General features: G+C 71.9%; 18 protein-coding genes. 6 read left to right on the forward strand and 12 right to left on the reverse strand.

Annotated features, from left to right (window positions below; genetic code table 11):
• The 6 genes from QSK34_RS32980 to QSK34_RS33005 form a co-directional block, all read right to left on the reverse strand.
• Positions 1-540 (reverse strand): hypothetical protein, encoded by a 540-nt coding sequence (locus tag QSK34_RS32980; RefSeq protein WP_285590015.1) that lies wholly within the window; start codon positions 538-540, stop codon positions 1-3.
• 228 nt (positions 541-768) lie between these two features.
• Complete coding sequence (locus QSK34_RS32985; protein WP_285590017.1) at positions 769-1,560, reverse strand: NmrA family NAD(P)-binding protein; 792 nt, start codon at positions 1,558-1,560, stop codon at positions 769-771.
• A gap of 39 nt (positions 1,561-1,599) precedes the next feature.
• Positions 1,600-2,490 (reverse strand): siderophore-interacting protein, encoded by an 891-nt coding sequence (locus tag QSK34_RS32990; protein ID WP_285590019.1) that lies wholly within the window; start codon positions 2,488-2,490, stop codon positions 1,600-1,602.
• A 1-nt stretch (position 2,491) separates the two neighbouring features.
• A complete protein-coding gene (locus QSK34_RS32995) occupies positions 2,492-4,594 on the reverse strand; it encodes an iron ABC transporter permease (protein ID WP_285590021.1) in 2,103 nt (700 codons plus the stop codon).
• 14 nt (positions 4,595-4,608) lie between these two features.
• Positions 4,609-5,595, reverse strand: a complete 987-nt coding sequence (locus QSK34_RS33000) for an ABC transporter substrate-binding protein (protein ID WP_285590022.1) — start codon at positions 5,593-5,595, stop codon at positions 4,609-4,611.
• Positions 5,596-5,607: 12 nt separating this feature from the next.
• Positions 5,608-6,411, reverse strand: coding sequence for an ABC transporter ATP-binding protein (locus QSK34_RS33005; RefSeq protein ID WP_285590023.1), 804 nt, complete (start codon positions 6,409-6,411; stop codon positions 5,608-5,610).
• A 95-nt stretch (positions 6,412-6,506) separates the two neighbouring features.
• Here QSK34_RS33005 and QSK34_RS33010 point away from each other — a divergent pair, with 95 nt between their 5' ends.
• Positions 6,507-6,890, forward strand: coding sequence for a YdeI/OmpD-associated family protein (locus QSK34_RS33010; RefSeq protein WP_161483538.1), 384 nt, complete (start codon positions 6,507-6,509; stop codon positions 6,888-6,890).
• Between the two features lie 5 nt (positions 6,891-6,895).
• On the opposite strand, the gene QSK34_RS33015 is transcribed toward QSK34_RS33010, so the two are convergent.
• From QSK34_RS33015 to QSK34_RS33025, 3 genes are read right to left on the reverse strand one after another with little or no spacing between them, the layout of a single operon-like run.
• Entirely contained in the window at positions 6,896-7,471 is a 576-nt protein-coding gene (locus QSK34_RS33015) for a (2Fe-2S)-binding protein (protein ID WP_285590027.1), read from the reverse strand.
• Between the two features lie 15 nt (positions 7,472-7,486).
• Entirely contained in the window at positions 7,487-7,888 is a 402-nt protein-coding gene (locus QSK34_RS33020) for a cellulose binding domain-containing protein (RefSeq protein WP_285590029.1), read from the reverse strand.
• A gap of 57 nt (positions 7,889-7,945) precedes the next feature.
• Positions 7,946-8,224 (reverse strand): sulfurtransferase TusA family protein, encoded by a 279-nt coding sequence (locus QSK34_RS33025; RefSeq protein WP_285590032.1) that lies wholly within the window; start codon positions 8,222-8,224, stop codon positions 7,946-7,948.
• Between the two features lie 146 nt (positions 8,225-8,370).
• On the opposite strand from QSK34_RS33025, the gene QSK34_RS33030 reads away from it, so the two are divergent.
• A complete protein-coding gene (locus QSK34_RS33030) occupies positions 8,371-9,204 on the forward strand; it encodes an alpha/beta fold hydrolase (RefSeq protein ID WP_285590034.1) in 834 nt (277 codons plus the stop codon).
• Positions 9,205-9,258: 54 nt separating this feature from the next.
• Positions 9,259-9,798 carry a hypothetical protein gene (locus QSK34_RS33035; protein WP_285590036.1) on the forward strand — a complete coding sequence of 180 codons (540 nt, stop codon included), beginning with the start codon at positions 9,259-9,261 and terminating at the stop codon, positions 9,796-9,798.
• A gap of 18 nt (positions 9,799-9,816) precedes the next feature.
• Here QSK34_RS33035 and QSK34_RS33040 read toward each other — a convergent pair whose 3' ends face one another.
• Positions 9,817-10,098, reverse strand: a complete 282-nt coding sequence (locus QSK34_RS33040; protein WP_285590037.1) for an SAV_915 family protein — start codon at positions 10,096-10,098, stop codon at positions 9,817-9,819.
• 184 nt (positions 10,099-10,282) lie between these two features.
• On the opposite strand from QSK34_RS33040, the gene QSK34_RS33045 reads away from it, so the two are divergent.
• Positions 10,283-10,708, forward strand: a complete 426-nt coding sequence (locus QSK34_RS33045; RefSeq protein ID WP_285590039.1) for a hypothetical protein — start codon at positions 10,283-10,285, stop codon at positions 10,706-10,708.
• A 941-nt stretch (positions 10,709-11,649) separates the two neighbouring features.
• Positions 11,650-12,504 (forward strand): hypothetical protein, encoded by an 855-nt coding sequence (locus QSK34_RS33050; protein WP_285590041.1) that lies wholly within the window; start codon positions 11,650-11,652, stop codon positions 12,502-12,504.
• 38 nt (positions 12,505-12,542) lie between these two features.
• Here QSK34_RS33050 and lysA read toward each other — a convergent pair whose 3' ends face one another.
• Positions 12,543-13,745 carry a diaminopimelate decarboxylase gene (lysA, locus tag QSK34_RS33055; protein ID WP_285590043.1) on the reverse strand — a complete coding sequence of 401 codons (1,203 nt, stop codon included), beginning with the start codon at positions 13,743-13,745 and terminating at the stop codon, positions 12,543-12,545.
• Positions 13,746-13,808: 63 nt separating this feature from the next.
• Positions 13,809-14,183, reverse strand: a complete 375-nt coding sequence (locus QSK34_RS33060; protein ID WP_285590045.1) for a VOC family protein — start codon at positions 14,181-14,183, stop codon at positions 13,809-13,811.
• A gap of 65 nt (positions 14,184-14,248) precedes the next feature.
• Between QSK34_RS33060 and QSK34_RS33065 the strand changes: the two genes are divergently transcribed.
• Entirely contained in the window at positions 14,249-16,927 is a 2,679-nt protein-coding gene (locus tag QSK34_RS33065) for an FAD-binding and (Fe-S)-binding domain-containing protein (RefSeq protein WP_285590047.1), read from the forward strand.

Here is a 16,927-nt window from a genome sequence, read left to right on the forward strand (position 1 = left end):
TCAGCGGGCGGGCTGAACCGGTGGACCTCTCCGCCGGAGCACGGAGGCGAGGAACCGCTCATCCGGGACGGCCTCCGCCGCGCCCCGGAACCGCACGACCCCGACGGCCGGGATCCTGGGCCGCACGAGTACGAGGAGCCGCGCCACCAGAAGGTGCAGCAACTCCGCCAGGGCGTTCTCGCCGCGCGCCAGCCAGGCCGCCGACAGCACCGCCACCACGCCGTGGGCGAGGGCCATGCCGAGCGCGGCCGCCGCGCCGCCGGTGTGGTGGTCGGCCGGCGGGGTCACGGCCCCCAGGGCGAACAGGTGGTGCATGCCGTACTGGAACAGGAAGCAGAACCCGAGCAGGACCGGCCCGGACAGGCGGCGGCGGGCCAGCGCGAACGCGACGCAGCCGGTCGCGAAGGCGGCCGCGCCGACGAGCGGCAGCCGGACGGGGGAGCCCCCGGCGAGCAGGTGCATGGCGAGCGACGCGAGCACGCAAACGACGGCGAACAGCGCCGCGCGTGCGACGCGTAATCCGGGCCCGCCGATGTCCACGACCGCAATGCTCCCAGAAACGATCAGAGAGGCAAGGCCTCAAACGCTCACACCCGCAGATACGCGACAGCCACCCCGGCCGTTCGATCATCAGATCGTCGTCCACGGTCGCTCTCGTGGACCTCGGCGGAGAAGCCCCCGCCGAGGTCGGGGTCGCCGGTCATCGGGGCGAGCGCCGCCGCTCGCGAGGTTCGCCCACGTCGCCGTCGGCCGATGAAACCTTCACCGTCAGGGGGCGAAGGCCCCGGCGTGCTCGTGGACCCAGTCGGCGAAGGTGCGGGCCGGGCGGCCCGTGACCTGCTCCACCGTCGGCAGCACCGTCCGTCCCTGGATCGGGGGGTCGGTGCGGACCTGGAGCATGAAGGCGACGTCCTCCTCGCCGAAGCCCCACGACCGCCAGGTCTCGACCATCTGGTCGGTGGTGAGCTCCTCGAAGCGGATCTCGCGGTCCAGGACCTTCGACAACACCGCCACCTTCTCCGGGGCGGTCAGCGCCTCCGGGCCGGTGAGCCAGTACTCCTTGTCCTGGTGGCCGTCCTCCGTCAGGGCTCGGGCGGCGACGGCGGCGATGTCCGACTCGTGGATCATCGAGCTGGGCATGGTGGCGAAGCCGTCGCGGACGACGCCCTCCGTTCTGATCGAGTCAGCCCATTCCAGGACGTTCGACATGAACTCGACCGGGGCCAGGCCGGTCGGGCGCAGGCCTGCGGCGCGGAGGGCCTGTTGCATCGGGTCGACCGTCAGGGAGCCGAGCAGGAGGGTCACCCGGGTCAGGCCGCGGGCCGCCTCGGCGATGGCCGCCGGGTCGCCCGCGAAGGTGATGAGGTGGGCGGCCGTCACGTCGTCGAAGAGGCCCGACGGGTTCGACAGGTCGCCCTGAAGGACCTCCACCCCCTCCGGGAGCGCCGCCCGTGCGGGGTCGCGGGTGAGGGCGACGACCTCGTGGCCGTCGGCGAGGAGCCGGTTCACCAGGGGGCGGCCGACGTTGCCGGTGGCGCCCGTCACCAGGATGCGTGTCATGCCGGCGACCCTAGGAAGCCATGAGGTCAGATCATGTCCTCAAATCGACTCGGCCCGGCCCTTCCGCCAGTAACCCATGAACGCCACCGCCTTCCGGTCGAGGCCGCGTTCGCCGACCAGGTGCCGGCGCAGCGTCTTGACCACGGCGGCCTCCCCGGCCAGCCACACGTAGCAGGCCGCCGGGGGCGCCTCGGGGATCTCCCACAGGATGTCCTCGTCGACGTCGACGTCCTCCACCTGCGCGGGGGCGGCCGGCGGGATGAGGCGGGCCGCCGCGGCCCGCACCTCGTCGATCAGCAGGGAACCGTGCACGGCGCCGTTCCGTGGGAGCCAGGTGACCCGCATTCCGGCGGGCGCGGTCTCCTTCTGTACGTCCGCCGTCTCCGGCACCTCCATCAGCGCCTCCCCGGTGATGTGCGCGGGGAGTTGCTCCAGGATGCGGGTGATGGCCGGGACCGCCGTCTCGTCGCCCGCGAGCAGCAGGTTGCCCCCGTCGGCGGGCAGCTTGAACTCCAGCCCGCCGTAGGGGCCGCCGTGCCGGGAGTCGGGGCCCCACAGGGCGCAGCGGTCGTCCTCCTGGACGTTCGCGGCCCAGCGGGCGGCCGGGCCCAGGTGGCCGTCGTCGGGGTGCAGGACGATGTCCACGTCGACCTCCGCCACCGAGGGGCGGACGGCGCGGACGGTGTAGGTCCGGATCGGGTTCTTCTGCTCGTCGGGCAGGGCGCGGTAGCGGGCGTACCAGTCGGGGCCGTCGGGGAACAGCAGGGTGCCGTACTCGGGGATCGGGACGACCAGCTTGATGCGCTGGTCGTAGCCGGGGTCGGCGAAGTGTGCCAGGTCGTCGCCGGTGAAGGTGACGCGCAGGAAGGCCGGGCTCAGCCGTTCGACACGGCGGACGCGCACCTGGAAGACGTGCCACGGGTCGTGCATGTCAGGACTCCTGTCCCGCTCGTGACCGCCACAGCAGCCAGACGAAATACGGTGTGCCGAGCATGGCGGTGACCAGTCCGGCGGGGATCTGGGCGGGCGCGATGACCGTCCGGCCCAGGGTGTCGGCGAGGCTGACCAGCAGCGCGCCCAGCAGGGCCGCGACCGGCAGGACCCGGGTGTGCGCGCCGCCCACGAGGGCGCGGGCGGCGTGCGGGGCGACGAGCCCGACGAAGCCGACCACGCCGATCGCCGAGACGGCGGTCGCGGTCAGCAGCACCGCGCCCGCCAGGGCGGTGAGGCGGGCCGGTTCCACCGGCACCCCCAGGATGCGCGGGGTGTGCTCGTCGAGCGAGAGCAGGTCGAGCTCCCTGCGCTGCGCGACAACCAGCGGCACCACGACCGCCAGCGCGATCGCCACCGGCAGCAGTTGCAGCGGGGTGCGGCCGTAGGTGGAGCCGGACAACCACGTCAGCGCCGTGGCGGTGTTCCACGGGTCGGTCTCCACGATGATCAGCACGGTGAGCGCCGTGCCGGCCGAGGCGACCGCGAAGCCCATCAGCACCAGCCGGTCGGAACTCAGGCCGCCCTTCCACGCCAGGCCGTAGACCAGCGCGAACGCCACGAGCGCGCCCAGCCCGGCCGCGCCGGTGACGGCCCAGAGCCCGGCCGCCGGGGCGAACGAGATGATCGCGATCGCGCCGACCCCGGCGCCCGAGGTGATGCCGAGCACGCTCGGCTCCGCCAGCGGGTTGCGGCAGACCGCCTGGATGATCGTGCCGGCCACCGCGAGCGCGGCCCCGGCCAGCACCGCCGCCAGGACGCGGGGATACCGCTGGTCGAGCACGAACGTGATGCCCAGGTTCGTGCGCCCCTGCAACCACAGGCCGACGTCGCCGGTCCGCAGGAAGGTGTCGCCGAGGAGCATGCCGAGCACGACGGCCCCGGCGAGCAGGGCCGTACCGCCGGCCAGGAAGAGAGCGAAGACGGCGCGCGACCGGTGGGCGGCGGCCCGGATGCCGGGCGGGCGGCGGGCCGGTCCGCCGTCTCGGTGCCGCCGGGCCAGGTAGACCATGACCGCGGCGCCGAGCAGCGCCGTCACCACGCCGGGCGGCACGTCGACCCCCGACTGGCCGCCGAACAGTGCCCGCAGCGACACGTCGGCGGCCAGCACCACCAGCACCCCGGCCAGGCCGGAGAGCGGGACCAGGAGCCGGTGCGCCAGCAGGCCGGGCAACCACCGCCCGGCCAGCCGCACGACCACCGGCGCGCAGAGCCCGACGAACCCGACCGGGCCGGCGATCACGACGGCCGACGTGGCCAGCAGCACGGCGAGCAGGGTCACCCAGAACCGCAACCGGCGCACGTTCACGCCGAGCACGGTCGCGCCCTCGTCGCCGAGCCCGAGCACGTCGAGCCGGGGCCCGAGCAGCACCCCCGCGGCCAGCGCGAGCACGATGACCGGTCCGATCTGCGTCACGACCGACAGGTCCTTCTGCGTCAGCGCGCCCGAACCCCAGGCGTACAGGCCCGTCGTCTCCTGCTGGAACAGGATCATCATCAGGTTCGTCAGCGCCGTGAACGCGAGCGCCGCCGCCGACCCGGCCAGGATCAGCCGGGTGGTGCCGCTGCGCCCGCCCGCCGACACGGCCATGACCAGCCCGGCCGCCGCCAGGCCGCCGAGGAAGGCCAGCCCGCCCGACGGCAGGACCGGCAGGTTGACGCCCAGCGCGGCGGCGGCGACCACGGCGAGATAGGCCCCGGAGGAGACCGCCAGGGTGTCGGGGGAGGCGAGCGGGTTGCGCGAGATCGACTGGAGCAGCGCCCCCGACGCGCCGAGCGCCAGCCCGACCGCGATTGCGGCGAGCAGGCGCGGCAGCCGGGAGGCCAGCAGCACGCGCATGGCCTCGTCGCCGGTGTTCAGCAGGTCGAACAGGCCGACTGAGGAGGTGCCCTGGGTGACGTGCACCGCCGCGACCACCACGATCGCGGCGACGGTGATCAGCACGACCCCCGCGACGCCCACGCGCAGGGGACCGCGCGGGCGCGCGGAGGCCGCCGGAAGCCCCGCGTCGCCTGCAGGGTCCGCGACTTCCGGCGTCGTCATCCGTGGATCGGCGCTCAAGCCGTGTAGGCCTTCACGAGCGCGTCGGCGTACTGGGCCACCGAGAGGGGGCCGCCGAACGTCCAGATGCCGTCGGGCAACTTGGTGACCTGACCGCTTTTGACGAACGGCAGGGAGGTCCAGATGGCGTTGTCCTTGAGGTCGTCGGCGAAGACGTCGGCGCCGTCGCTGGCGTTGTAGAAGAAGCGGATTTTCTCGTCCTTGAGCGGGGACAGGCCCTCGACGTCGGTGGTGCCCAGGCCCCAGTCGGGGTCGACGTCGCCCGTCCAGGCGTTGCGCAGGCCGATGGCCTCGGCGGTCTCGGCGACCAGGGCGCCCTTGCCGAACATCCGGATCGACACGCTGCCGCCTTCGGACCATCCGTCGGCCATGGCGAACGAGCTGCCGGCGTGCCCGGCGGCCTCGATGGCCGATTTCGCGCCGGCGAGCCTGGTGTCCATGTCGGCGAGCAGCCGGTCGGCCTCGGCCTCCTTGCCGACGGCGGTCGCGATCATCTTCAGGTCGGCGCGCATGCGGCCCAGGTTGTCGGTGGCCGACGAGCCCTTGGGCACCAGCACCGGGACGAACTTCTCCAGCTGCGCCACCAGCGGGCTGTTGGCCGCGGCCTCCATCACGATCAGGTCGGGCTGCAGGGCCACGATGGAGTCGACGCTCGGCTCGCCGCGGGTGCCGACGTCCTTGACCGACGGGTCGAGCGGCGCGGCGGTGACCCAGGTGGCGTATCCCTTGACGTCGGCCGCGCCGACCGGCATCACGCCGAGGCCGACGAGCATCTCGATCTCGCCCCACTCCAGGCCGACCACGCGGGTGGCGGGCTTGGCGAGCTTGACCTCGCGGCCGAGGGAGTCGGTGATGGTGATCGCCTGGGCCGCGCTCCCGGAGGCGGCGGGCGCGGTGGCGGGGGCTGCGGCGGGCTCGGTCGTGCCGCACGCGCCCAATCCCAGGACGGCGGCGATGAGGAGCGCGGTGCGCAGGGGCTTCATTGAACGTCTTCCTTAAATGGTGCTTTTCGAATGACGGCCGACCGGACGGGTCCGGATCGTCGCGCCGTCGTGGGTCACCTCGACCCGGATGCCGTAGGCCTCGGTCAGCAGCGACTCGGTGAGGACCTCGGCGGGGGAGCCGACGGCCCTGATCCGGCCGCCGTGCAGCAGCACGACCTCGTCGGCGACGGCGGCGGCCTGGTCGAGGTCGTGCAGCACGACGCCGACGGCGACGTCGTGGTGGTCGGCCAGATCGCGGACCAGGTCGAGCAGTTCGACCTGGTAGCGCAGGTCGAGGAAGGTCGTGGGCTCGTCCAGCAGCAGCACGCCGGTCTGCTGGGCCAGGCAGGTGGCCAGCCAGACACGCTGGAGTTCGCCGCCGGACAGCTCGTCGGCGGGACGGTCGGCCATGGCGGTCGTCCCGGTCAGGTCCATCGCCCGCGCCACCGCCGCCGCGCCCTCGGCGTCGCCGGCCCGCCAGCGTCCCCGGTGGGGATGGCGGCCGTACGCCACCACGTCGCGCACCAGCACGCCCGAGGGCGTCGGCCGGGACTGGGAAAGCAGCGTCACCTTTCTGGCGAACTCGCGAGGGGCCAGGTCGAAGGCGGAGGTGTCGTCGCCGAGCCGTACGGAACCGGAAACGGGCTCGTGGAGACGGGCCAGCGCGCGCAGCAGGGTCGACTTGCCGCTGCCGTTGGGGCCGACGAGCGCGGTCACCCGGCCGGGGCGCAGCACGATCCCGGCGTCGTGGACGACGGGGGCGCCTTGGTAAGCGAGGGACAGGCCGGAGCCGCGCAACGCGAGAGTTTCGGTCACGTGGACTTAGGTTAGGCTAACCTTCGCCAACCTTCAATATCGGGTAAAAAGGACACCCCCGTTAGATCGCCACCCCTGGTGGCAGACTCCCCGCCATGGAGCGCCACGAGTCCGACGGATTTCCGATCATCCCGTTCGCCTCCGCCGAGGCGTTCGAAGACTGGCTGGAGAAGAACCACGCCCACGAGCCCGGCCTGTGGCTGAAGTTCGCGAAGAAGGGGCGCGGGATCCCGACGATCACCTTCGAGGAGGCCCTGGAGACCTCGGCCTGCTACGGCTGGGTCGACTCGAAGATGTACCGCTACGACGACGACTACTACATCCTCCGCTACCAGCCGAGGAAGAAGACCTCCAAGTGGTCGCCCCGCAACAGCGACCTGGCGCAGCGGCTCATCGACGAGGGCCGGATGCGCCCCGCCGGGCAGGCCCAGGTCGACCAGGCCAAGGCCGACGGCCGCTGGTCGGGCACCAAGGGCTGACCCGATCAGCGGATCGCGGTGAGCACGCAGTCGCCGCAGATGCCGCCCACCCGGTAGTGCAGGCAGCACGACCGGCGGATTCCCCGCCGGTCGAGCGTGCCGGTCAGCGGCCCCTCGTTCAGGTATTCGCGCCCCAGCGCCTCGGCCCGCGCGGCGTGCCCCGGGCGGGCCCGGGAGAACGCGCCCACCGCTCCCGTCAGCGCCGAGGCCGCGTTGCCGTAGAGGATCTTGGGTGACACCCACGGCAGCGCCGCCATCAGCGGTTCGAGGGCGAACCTCGGCCCTTCGCGCAGTTCCGGCACCCGCACCCCGTCGCCGTCCCAGCGTGCGTCGGCCAGGTCGATCGAGATGCCGTGGGCGGCCCGGAGGCCGACGTACGGAGACCACAACCGCGCCAGCGCCCCCTGGAACAGGATGGACGCCGCCACCCTGCGGTCGAGGGTGAGCAGCCGCTTCGCCGTCGCGTCGATGACCGCGTCGTCGGCCAGCCGCTCCACGAGCGGGACCCCGCCGCCGACGCCGAGCGCGAAGAACGTGTTCACCCCGGCCACGTCGGCGACGGCGGCCTCGATGGTCGTCATTCCGCCGATTATCGGTCAGATGTAGGTGACGGTGCAGGGCACCCCGTTGAGCGTGATGCCGGTCGGGTTCGTGTAGGTCCCCGTGTACGTCGCCACGAAGCCGATGGACGCCGAGGTGGTGCCCGGGGCGATCGACGGCGCCCAGACGGGGTTGGCCGCCTGGAGGCTCGGGGGAGTCTGGGTCCACGTGGCCGCCCAGCCGGAGCTCATCGTCTCGTCTCCGGCGAAGACGATCTGCAGCAGCCAGGGGGAGAAGGTGGACGTGCCGGTGTTCTCGACGGTGATGGACGCGACGAAGCCGCCGGTCCAGACGGTGCTGTCGTAGGTGACGTCGCAGGAGTACGACATCGCGCGGGCGGGAGTGGAGATGCCGAGCACGAGGGCTGCGGCGACGGCGAGGGCGGTCAGGATCCTCATGCGCGGATGGTCCGGCGAGGACCGTTCCCGGTCAACGAAACGACGCGTCGGCGCAGCTCAGCGCGATGAATCTTTCACGTGCCAGGGCCGGTCGGGCTGGGTCGGCGTGGGGGCGCCCGCGACCTGGACCGCGTAGACGTGGTCGCCGACCACGCCGAGGTAGTCGTGGCCGGTCAGATGGCACCACGCCGGGAGGTCGATGGGCGCGGCCGGGTCGGTGGCGCGGAGGTGCACGACCGTGCCGGGGTCGAGCGAGTCGACGAGCCCGCGCAGCTCGATCAGGAGCAGCACGCAGCGCCGATCGCCGCCGTCGAGCACCACCGGTTCGTTGGCCATGGGACAAGTCTCCCCCAACCAGGTCAAGCGATGGGGCGCCGGGATCACGCCTTAGTCCGTACATGAACGGGATTTTCAGCGGCAAAACGTAACAAATGCCGTATTGCTAGCGTGGCCCGGGTCCAGTCGATGTCAGGGGGAACGATATGGGCAAGGTCACCGTCGGCCGGGAGAACAGCGACACGATCGACATCCACTTCGAAGACCACGGCTCCGGGCGGCCCGTCGTGCTGATCCACGGCTATCCGCTCAACGGCGCGTCCTGGGAGAAGCAGCAGCGGGTGCTGCTCGACGCCGGCTTCCGGGTCATCACCTACGACCGGCGCGGCTGGGGCAAGTCCAGCCAGCCGACCCAGGGCCACGACTACGACACCTACGCCCACGACCTCAAGATCCTCCTCGACCACCTCGACCTGCCCGAGGTCGACCTGGCCGGCTTCTCGATGGGCACCGGCGAGGTCACCCGCTACCTGGCGAAATACGGCAACAACCGGGTCCGCCGCGCGGTCCTGCTGGGCGCCATCCCGCCGTTCCTGCTCAAGACCGCCGACAACCCCGAGGGCGTCGACAAGTCGGTCTTCGACGCCATCAAGGAAGCCGTCGCGCACGACCGCCCCGCCTACTTCAGGAAGTTCCTGGACGACTTCTTCAACGTCGACATGTACGAGGGCACCCGCATCAGCAGGGAGGCCTACCAGAACTGCTTCATCGCGGCCTGCCTGGGCAGCCCCTACTCGGCCTACAAGTGCGTCGACGCCTGGCTGGAGGACTTCCGCGACGACCTGCCGAAGATCGACGTGCCGGTCCTGCTGCTCCACGGCGACCAGGACCGCATCCTGCCCTACGCCAGCACCGCCGCCCGGCTGCCCGGCCTGATCAAGGACCTGACCTTCGTCACCATCGAGGGCGGCCCGCACAACATCGGCTGGACCCACGCCGACGAGGTCAACAAGGAACTGCTCGACTTCCTGGAGCGCTAAGGCCTGCAGTCGCCCGCAAGACGGGCACAAGAGGGCCGCCCGACGCTTTTCCTCATGAACTCACGCCTGTTCAGAGGCCTCGCCGCGGCGGCCCTCGCCGTGTCCGCGGTCTTACCCGCGACCCCGGCGCACGCGGCCCCCGCTCCGTATGTGCGGATCATCCTCGACTCGATCATCGCCCACTCGACCCAGGAGGGCGGCGGGGACGAGATCAAACTCAAGGTCAAGGGGCCGGGGATCATGCCCCTCTTCAGCCGCACGGTCCAGATCTGGCCGGTCAACGAGTGGTATCCGCCGGTGGGCATCAGGACCGGCGTCTGCTACAGCCCCGACAACGTCGCCTGCCCGCCGGGGATGCCGGTCCAGACGAACGGCGGCGGCACCCCGAACCGCCCGGCCTTCCCCGCCAACGGCGGCCTCGCCTTCATCGACCTGTGGGAGATCGACGACATCGACCCCGACGACCTGATCCTGGGCAGCTCGGTCCTGCTGACCCCGCGAGAGGGTTTTTCCCGCCAGACGGTCCGCATGAGAACCGGCGACGCCGACTACGAGGTGACCTTCACCCTCGCCCCGAGCGAAACCCCGCTCTGAGGGGCGGGTCTTGTGGGGTTACGCGGCGTGGGGGGCCGGTCGGGTGGAGGCGGCCTGGGGGTCCACGACGATGCCCGAGATGCCGATGTCCCTGAGGAGGGAGCGCAGGGCCGGTTCACAGAGCCGGATCCAGGGCTGGTCGGCGCCGAGCACCAGGGCGAGCCGGACCGGAGAGCTGAAGGCCACCGCCGTGCGGGCCCCGTCGGGGGTGCGGAACACCCGGAGAGCGTCGGCGCAGCCGGTCTTCCGGACCGGCACGAATAGCGGCACGTCCATCGTCGTATTCCCTTCCACGTTCACGGCATCGACGTTAGGGGGCGGAGAAAGGCCGTGGGGGTTTCCCTACGGCGTTCCGACGGATGCGCCGCCGATGCTGACGCCTTTTTGACGCGTAGTCATCGCGTCAAGGCGGCGTAGGAACGACATCAATACGGCCGGTCGCGGTCCCTTGCGCTTGTTGGATATGAGCGGAAGGGGGCGGGAAATGGTTTCTCGGCACGCCACGTCATTGGAGTTGCTCATTCCGGGCGCCGCTGTGATGGCGGTCGGGGCGGTGGTCGTGGTGGCCGTGGCCGTACCGGAGGTGTCGGAGCGGGTCGCGGCGATGGCCGGGCTGACGGCGTTGATCGGGCTGATCGTGCGGCGTCCGGTGGCGGCGGGGGCGGCCGGGGTGATCGGGTGGTTCCTGACCACGGGATTCCTGGTGAACGGGCTCGGCGAGCTGACGTTCACGTCGGCCGACTGGTCGCGGCTGGCGCTGCTGACCGGGGCCGGGCTGGTGGGCGCGGCGATGCGGCTGCCGATGCCGCTGCGGGCTTCCGCGCGGGTTCCCTCCGGTGTGGTTCGGGTGCCGGTCGTCACTGAATATCGGCGTATAGGCCGATTCGTGCACCATAAGACTTTGTCCTGAATTAGCGTTGGCCGGGGCTGACGTCAGAATCCATGCGGGTATTTTCCGGCCGGGCACCTCAATGGTGTTCGGTCGTTCAGGACTACTCGTATGGAAGTGATATGCATACGCGTGCCAGCAAATGGAGCCTGGGGCTGACGGGTGTACTCGCCGCCGCCCTGGTGACCTTCTCCGGGGCGACCGCCTCGGCGCGGGTCAACCCCATCGACCCACCCATCCAGCCGGCCCCGGCCGGACAGCCCGTCCCGGGCACGGCGGGCGCCGAGAAGTCGGCCAAGCAGCCCGCCGCCGACGCCGCCAAGAAGGCCACCGCCCTCCTGGCGACCCCGGCGCCTCCGGCCACGAAGCGCGACGACCCCGCCCCGGCCGCTCCCGCCAAGCCCGCCGCCCCGGCTGCACCGGCCGCTGCTTCGGCCCCCGTCGCCTCGGCCGCCCTGGCCAAGCCCGCCGCTCAAGCTGCGATTCCGGCCAAGCCTGCCTCTCAGGCTCCGGTTCCCGCTAAGCCTGCCTCTCAGGCTCCGGTTCCCGCTAAGCCTGCCTCTCAGGCTCCGGTTCCGGCTAAGCCTGCTGCCCAGGCTGCGGTTCCGGCCAAGCCTGCCTCTCGGGCTCCGGCTAAGCCTGCTGCTCAGGCTCCGGTTTCGGCCAAGCCCGCCGCTCTGACTCCGGTGAAATTCGTCGCCGGGGGTACCGCCCGGTATGTCGCTCCCGCGATGGCGAAGCCTGTTCCTACGGCGACGCCCAAGCCTGTTGCTCCTGTGACGGCGAAGCCTGTTCCTACGGCGACGGCCAAGCCTCTTGCTCCTGTGACGGCGAAGCCTGTTGCCACGGCGACGGCCAAGCCTCTCGCTGTTGCCGGGGCTTCGGAGCCGGTCGCGTCGGCCGCTCTGGACAAGCCTGCCGCGGCTGCCGCTTCGGCTCAGGCCGTCGCCGCTCAGATCGCGATGGTCGAGAAGGTCGCCGCCAAGCGGGCCGACGTGCTGCAGCAGGCCGCTGTCAAGCGGGCGGAGATGATGCGGCAAGCCGCTGCGAAGCGGAACGAGATGATGCAGCAGGTCATCGCCAAGCGGGCCGAGATGATGCGGAAGCTGGCCGAAATGCGCGCCGCCGCCGCGATCAAGGCTGCGCTGGCCGCGAGGGGCGCCACTCCGCTCGCGACCGTCGACACCCCGGACGTCAAGGCCGCCGCCTCGGCCACGGTCAAGGCCGCCGCCGTGGCTCCGGCCGCCGCGCAGGCTGCTCCGGTAGAGACCGCTGCTGTTCAGGCCGCCCCGGTCAAGGCCGCTGCTGTTCAGGCCGCCCCGGTCCAGGCCGCTTCGGCTCAGGGTGAGGCGCTGGTCGCCGGTGCCGTCGCTGAGTCGGCCGCCGAAGTCACGGCCGAGGCGCAGCGGGCGCCCGCCGGTGCGCGTCCGTGTTGCAGGGGGCCGCGTGGTCCGCGTGGCCCGATGGGGCCGGCCGGGCCTCCCGGGCCGCCCGGGTTCCCCGGTGTCCCGGGTCCGATGGGGCCGCTGGGCGCGACCGGTCCGGCCGGGGCGCCGGGGCTCGCCGGGGTCTCCGGCTACGAGATCGTCAACGGTTCGTCCGTCACCTGTGCGCCCGGCGTCGAGTGTGCAGGTCAGGCGGTCTGCCCGCTCGGCAAGCGGGCCGTCGGCGGCGGCTACTCGCTGGAGCCGGTCGGCCAGCCGGTGGTCACCGCGGGTCCGAGCCCGTCGGGTGCGTCGTGGGACGTGACCGTGCTCAATGGCGGGCTCGTCCCGTTGGTGCTGGTCCCCAGGACCGTCTGCGTCACCGCCCTCTGAGCAGTGGAGCGCCGTCCCGCGATTCCTGCGGGGCGGCGTCAGCGGCCGACGTCGCGCCGCATCAGGTCGGCGGGCTCCTCGCGCCGCACGATCAACCGCGCCGCCCCGCCCCGCACGGCGACCACCGGAGGGCGGCACGTCAGGTTGTACGACGACCCCATCGCATGGTGGTAGGCCCCGGTCACCCGCACGACCACCAGGTCCCCGGGCCGGGCGTCCCCGGCGGGCACGTCCTCGGCGAGCACGTCGCCGGCCTCGCAGTGCCGCCCCACGATCGTCACCGGCTCACCGGAACGTCCGGGCACCGAGACCGAATAACGCGCCCCATAGAGGGCGGGCCGGGGGTTGTCGCTCATCCCGCCGTCGACCGCGACGAAGGTCCGGCCGCCCTGCCGCTTGACCGAGATCACCCGGTAGAGGGTCACCCCGGCGGCGGCCACGATGGCCCGTCCGGGCTCGACCACCAGTCTCGGTTCGGGCACCCGCAGCTCCCGGCACCGTTCGGCCACCACCTTCGGCACCGACGCCCCGAAGTGTCCCAGGTCGAGGCCGTGCTCGTCGTCGAGGTAGGCGACGCCGTGCCCGCCCCCGAGGTCGAGTTCGGGCAGCGTGGTGGCGAACCGCTCCTGGACCATGGCGAGCTGGTCGACCATGATCCGGGCCGCCGTCTCGAACGGCGCGACCGAGGTGATCTGGGATCCGATGTGGCAGTGCAGCCCGGCCAGCCGCAACTCGGGCTGGCTCAGCACCCGCGCGACCGCGTCGGGGAGCTCGGCCGGCGGGATGCCGAACTTCTGCCTCTCCGAGCCGGTGCGGATCGCCGCGTGCCCGCCGGCCTCGACGCCGGGCGTGACCCGCAGGTAGACGTCCTGCCGCAGGCCGAGGGGCACCAGCGCCGCCAGCCGGTGGATCTCGGCGATGTTGTCGATGACGATGCGCCCGACCCCGACGGCCTCGCGCAGCTCGGCGGGGGTCTTGGCGTTGCCGTGGAAGATGATCCGGGACGCCGGGAACCCGACCGACCGGGCGAGGGTGAGCTCTCCGCCGGAGCAGACGTCCAGGGAGAGCCCTTCTTCGGCCACCCACGTCGCCATGGCCTGCGTGAGGAACGCCTTCCCGGCGTAGGCCACCGTCATCGACGGCAGCGCGGCGAGGTATTCGCGGCAGCGGGCCCGGACGGCGTCCTCGTCCACGACGTACGCGGGGGTCCCGAATCGACGGGCGATATCAGCCAAATCCATAAAACGACACTAAGCACCCAAATAGCCAGAAATAGGGATCTATATGTCGTTCTCGCGTATTCCCTACGCCGTATTGACGGGGTCGTAACTGCCCACGCTCCACACGTGCCCTTCGGGGTCGCGGATCGTGTATCCCCGCCCGCCGTAGTCCTCCGACCGGAGTTCCCGGATCACCTCGACGCCGGCGGCCTTCGCGATCTCGTACAGGGCGTCGATCTCCAGGTCGTCGACGACGACATAGGTGCTCGCGGGCCCGGTCACCACGTCGAGCCCGTGCCCGACTGAGCCCAGCATGACCATGCCGTTCCCCCGGCTGAGCTGGGCGTGCACGACCACGCCGTCGTCGGAGCGGTAGACCTCGGGCGAGGTGAAGCCCAGGACGGAGGTCAGCCACGCCAGGGCCTTGTCGGCGTCGTGATAGCGAATGGTCGGAATCACTGTCATGGCGTACTTTTGCCCGGAAAGTCGTATGGACCTACCCCGGCCCGGCAAGGGGCGTGCGTATGGCGCTCTTCGACCGCCTCCGCGACGCGCTGCGCGCCCACGTCGACGGCGAGGTCCGATTCGACCGGGGGACCAGGGCGGCCTATTCGACCGACGCCTCGAACTATCGCGAGACGCCGATCGGGGTGGTCGTCCCGAGATCGGTCGAGGACGCCGCCCTTACGGTCGAGATCTGCGCCGACCACGACGTGCCGGTCCTGTCGCGCGGCGGCGGCACCAGCCTGGCCGGGCAGTGCTGCAACACCGCCGTGGTCGTCGACTGGTCGAAGTACTGCACCCGGTTCCGGAACGAGGGCGACGGCACCGTGGTCACCGAACCGGGCACGGTCCTCGACGACCTCACCGGCGACGGCGTGATGTTCGGCCCGAGACCGGCCACCCACAACCACTGCACCATCGGCGGCATGATCGGCAACGACGCCTGCGGCGCGACCGCGCAGGCCTACGGGAAGACCTCCGACAACGTCCTGGACCTGGAGGTCCTCACCTACGAGGGCGCCCGCTTCTGGACCTCCGCCGCGCCGGAGACCGTGCGCACGGCCGTCGACGCCATCGCCGCCGACCACGCCAGCGCCATCAGGGCCCGCTTCCCCCAGATCCCAAGACGCGTCTCCGGCTACGGCCTCGACGCGCTCCTCCCCGAGAACGGCCGCGACCTCGCCAAGGCCCTGGTCGGCTCGGAGTCGACGCTGGTCACCGTCTTGCGGGCCCGGCTGAAGATGGTGCCCCGGCCGAGGGCGGGGGCGGCGGCGATCCTGGGGTTCCCCGACGTCTTCGAGGCCGCCGACGCCGCGCCGTCGATCGTGCCCTACGACCCGCTGGCCCTGGAGGGCATGGACGACCGTCTCATCGGCTACGAACGTGCCCGCCGTCTCAACCTGGCCGCCATCGACCGGCTCCCCAAGGGCGGCGGTTGGCTGGTCGTCCAGTTCGGCGCCGACACCCCCGAGGAGGCCGCCGCGCTGGCCCGCGCCATGGCCGCCGACCTGGGCGTCCGGCCGGTCATCACGAACGACGTCACCTCCGTCGCCGCCATCCGCGAGGCGGCCGTCGGCGCGACGGCGGGCGACGCCTGGCCCGGCTGGGAGGACTCCGCCGTGCCGCCCGACCGCCTCGGCGAGTACCTCCGCGACCTGAGACGCCTCCAGGAGGACCACGGCTACGGCGAGTCGTCCCTCTACGGGCATTTCGGCCACGGTTGCGTGCACACCCGGATGCCGTTCCGCCGCGCCGACTACCGCGCCTTCGTCGAGGAGGCCGCCGACCTGGTCGTCTCCTACGGCGGCTCGTTCTCCGGCGAGCACGGCGACGGCCTGGCCAGGGGCGAGTTGTGGCCGAAGATGTTCGGCGACGAGGTCATGACGGCGTTCGTGCGGCTCAAGCGGATCTTCGACCCCCGGAACCGGATGAACCCCGGCCGCCTGGTCGACCCCGACCGGCTCGACGACCACCTCACGACCCGCCCGCCCGACGTGAAGACGGTCTTCGCCTTCCGCGACGGCTTCGCCGCCGAGACGAGCCTGTGCGCCGGGGTCGGCGAGTGCCGCCGCGACACCGGCGGCGTGATGTGCCCGAGCTACCGCGTCACCCGCGACGAGCACCACTCGACCCGGGGCAGGGCCAGGCTCCTGTCCGAGATGCTCCGGGGCGAGGTGATCACCGGCGGCTGGCGGTCGGAGGAGGTCAGGGACGCCCTCGACCTCTGCCTGGCCTGCAAGGGCTGCCGCTCCGACTGCCCCGTCCACGTCGACATGGCCACCTACAAGGCCGAGTTCCTGCACCACCACTACAAGGGCCGGATCCGCCCCCTCTCCCACTACGCCCTCGGCTGGCTCCCGCTCTGGGCGCGCTTCCCCCTGCTGCTGCGAGTGCCCCGGGTCCCCGGCCTCACGACCGAACGCCCGCTCCCGCGCCCGGCCAGGGTCCGTTTCAGCGACACCTTCCGGGCCCCGAAGCGCGGCCCCGAGGTCCTGCTGCTCCCCGACACCTTTACCGACAACTTCACCCCGCGCGTCGCGGTCGCCGCCACCCGGGTGCTCTCAAGAGCCGGTTTCTCGGTACGCGTCCCGCGCGCCCCCGTCTGCTGCGGTCTCACCTGGATCTCCACCGGCCAGCTCGGCGTGGCCCGGCACGTGCTGCGCAGGACCGCGCGGGTGCTCCGCGACGACCTCGACGCCGGCGTCCCGTTCGTCGGCCTCGAACCCTCCTGTACGGCCGTCCTCCGGTCCGACGCCCCCGAACTCCTCCCCGGCGACCCCGACGTCAGACGGCTGGCCCATCGCGTGAGGACCCTGGCCGAACTCCTCGACGACCACGACGTCGACCCGCCCCACCTCTCCGGCCGGGTCGTCAGCCAGCCCCACTGCCACCAGCACGCGATCATGGGCGCCGACGCCGACCTCCGCGTTCTGCGCAGGACCGGCGCCGACGTCACCCAGCTCGACGCGGGCTGCTGCGGCCTGGCCGGGAACTTCGGCTTCGAGCCCGGCCACCACGCCGTCTCGACGGCCGTCGCCGAACAGGGAGTCTTCCCCGCCCTCCGCGCTCGCGCGGGAGCCCGGGTCCTCGCCGACGGCTTCAGCTGCCGCACCCAGATCGAGCACGGCCTCGGCATCCACGCCGTGCACCTGGCGGAGTTCCTGGCGTCTCAACCTTCCGGCCCCCCGCGGAGTCCTTAG

Source organism: Herbidospora sp. NBRC 101105 (genome assembly GCF_030269205.1).
Lineage (GTDB): Bacteria > Actinomycetota > Actinomycetes > Streptosporangiales > Streptosporangiaceae > Herbidospora > Herbidospora solisilvae.

Bases quoted from the DNA above. Each gene is read 5' to 3' on its own strand.
- QSK34_RS33010 (WP_161483538.1), top strand. From the start codon at position 6,507: ATGGAGCGCCACGAGTCCGACGGATTTCCGATCATCCCGTTCGCCTCC.
- QSK34_RS33050 (WP_285590041.1), top strand. From the start codon at position 11,650: ATGGTCGAGAAGGTCGCCGCCAAGCGGGCCGACGTGCTGCAGCAGGCC.
- QSK34_RS33065 (WP_285590047.1), top strand. From the start codon at position 14,249: ATGGCGCTCTTCGACCGCCTCCGCGACGCGCTGCGCGCCCACGTCGAC.
- lysA (WP_285590043.1), bottom strand. From the start codon at position 13,745: ATGGATTTGGCTGATATCGCCCGTCGATTCGGGACCCCCGCGTACGTC.
- QSK34_RS33015 (WP_285590027.1), bottom strand. From the start codon at position 7,471: ATGACGACCATCGAGGCCGCCGTCGCCGACGTGGCCGGGGTGAACACG.
- QSK34_RS32990 (WP_285590019.1), bottom strand. From the start codon at position 2,490: ATGCACGACCCGTGGCACGTCTTCCAGGTGCGCGTCCGCCGTGTCGAA.
- QSK34_RS33045 (WP_285590039.1), top strand. From the start codon at position 10,283: ATGGTTTCTCGGCACGCCACGTCATTGGAGTTGCTCATTCCGGGCGCC.
- QSK34_RS33020 (WP_285590029.1), bottom strand. From the start codon at position 7,888: ATGAGGATCCTGACCGCCCTCGCCGTCGCCGCAGCCCTCGTGCTCGGC.
- QSK34_RS33035 (WP_285590036.1), top strand. From the start codon at position 9,259: ATGAACTCACGCCTGTTCAGAGGCCTCGCCGCGGCGGCCCTCGCCGTG.
- QSK34_RS32985 (WP_285590017.1), bottom strand. From the start codon at position 1,560: ATGACACGCATCCTGGTGACGGGCGCCACCGGCAACGTCGGCCGCCCC.
- QSK34_RS33030 (WP_285590034.1), top strand. From the start codon at position 8,371: ATGGGCAAGGTCACCGTCGGCCGGGAGAACAGCGACACGATCGACATC.
- QSK34_RS33000 (WP_285590022.1), bottom strand. From the start codon at position 5,595: ATGAAGCCCCTGCGCACCGCGCTCCTCATCGCCGCCGTCCTGGGATTG.
- QSK34_RS32995 (WP_285590021.1), bottom strand. From the start codon at position 4,594: ATGACGACGCCGGAAGTCGCGGACCCTGCAGGCGACGCGGGGCTTCCG.
- QSK34_RS33025 (WP_285590032.1), bottom strand. From the start codon at position 8,224: ATGGCCAACGAACCGGTGGTGCTCGACGGCGGCGATCGGCGCTGCGTG.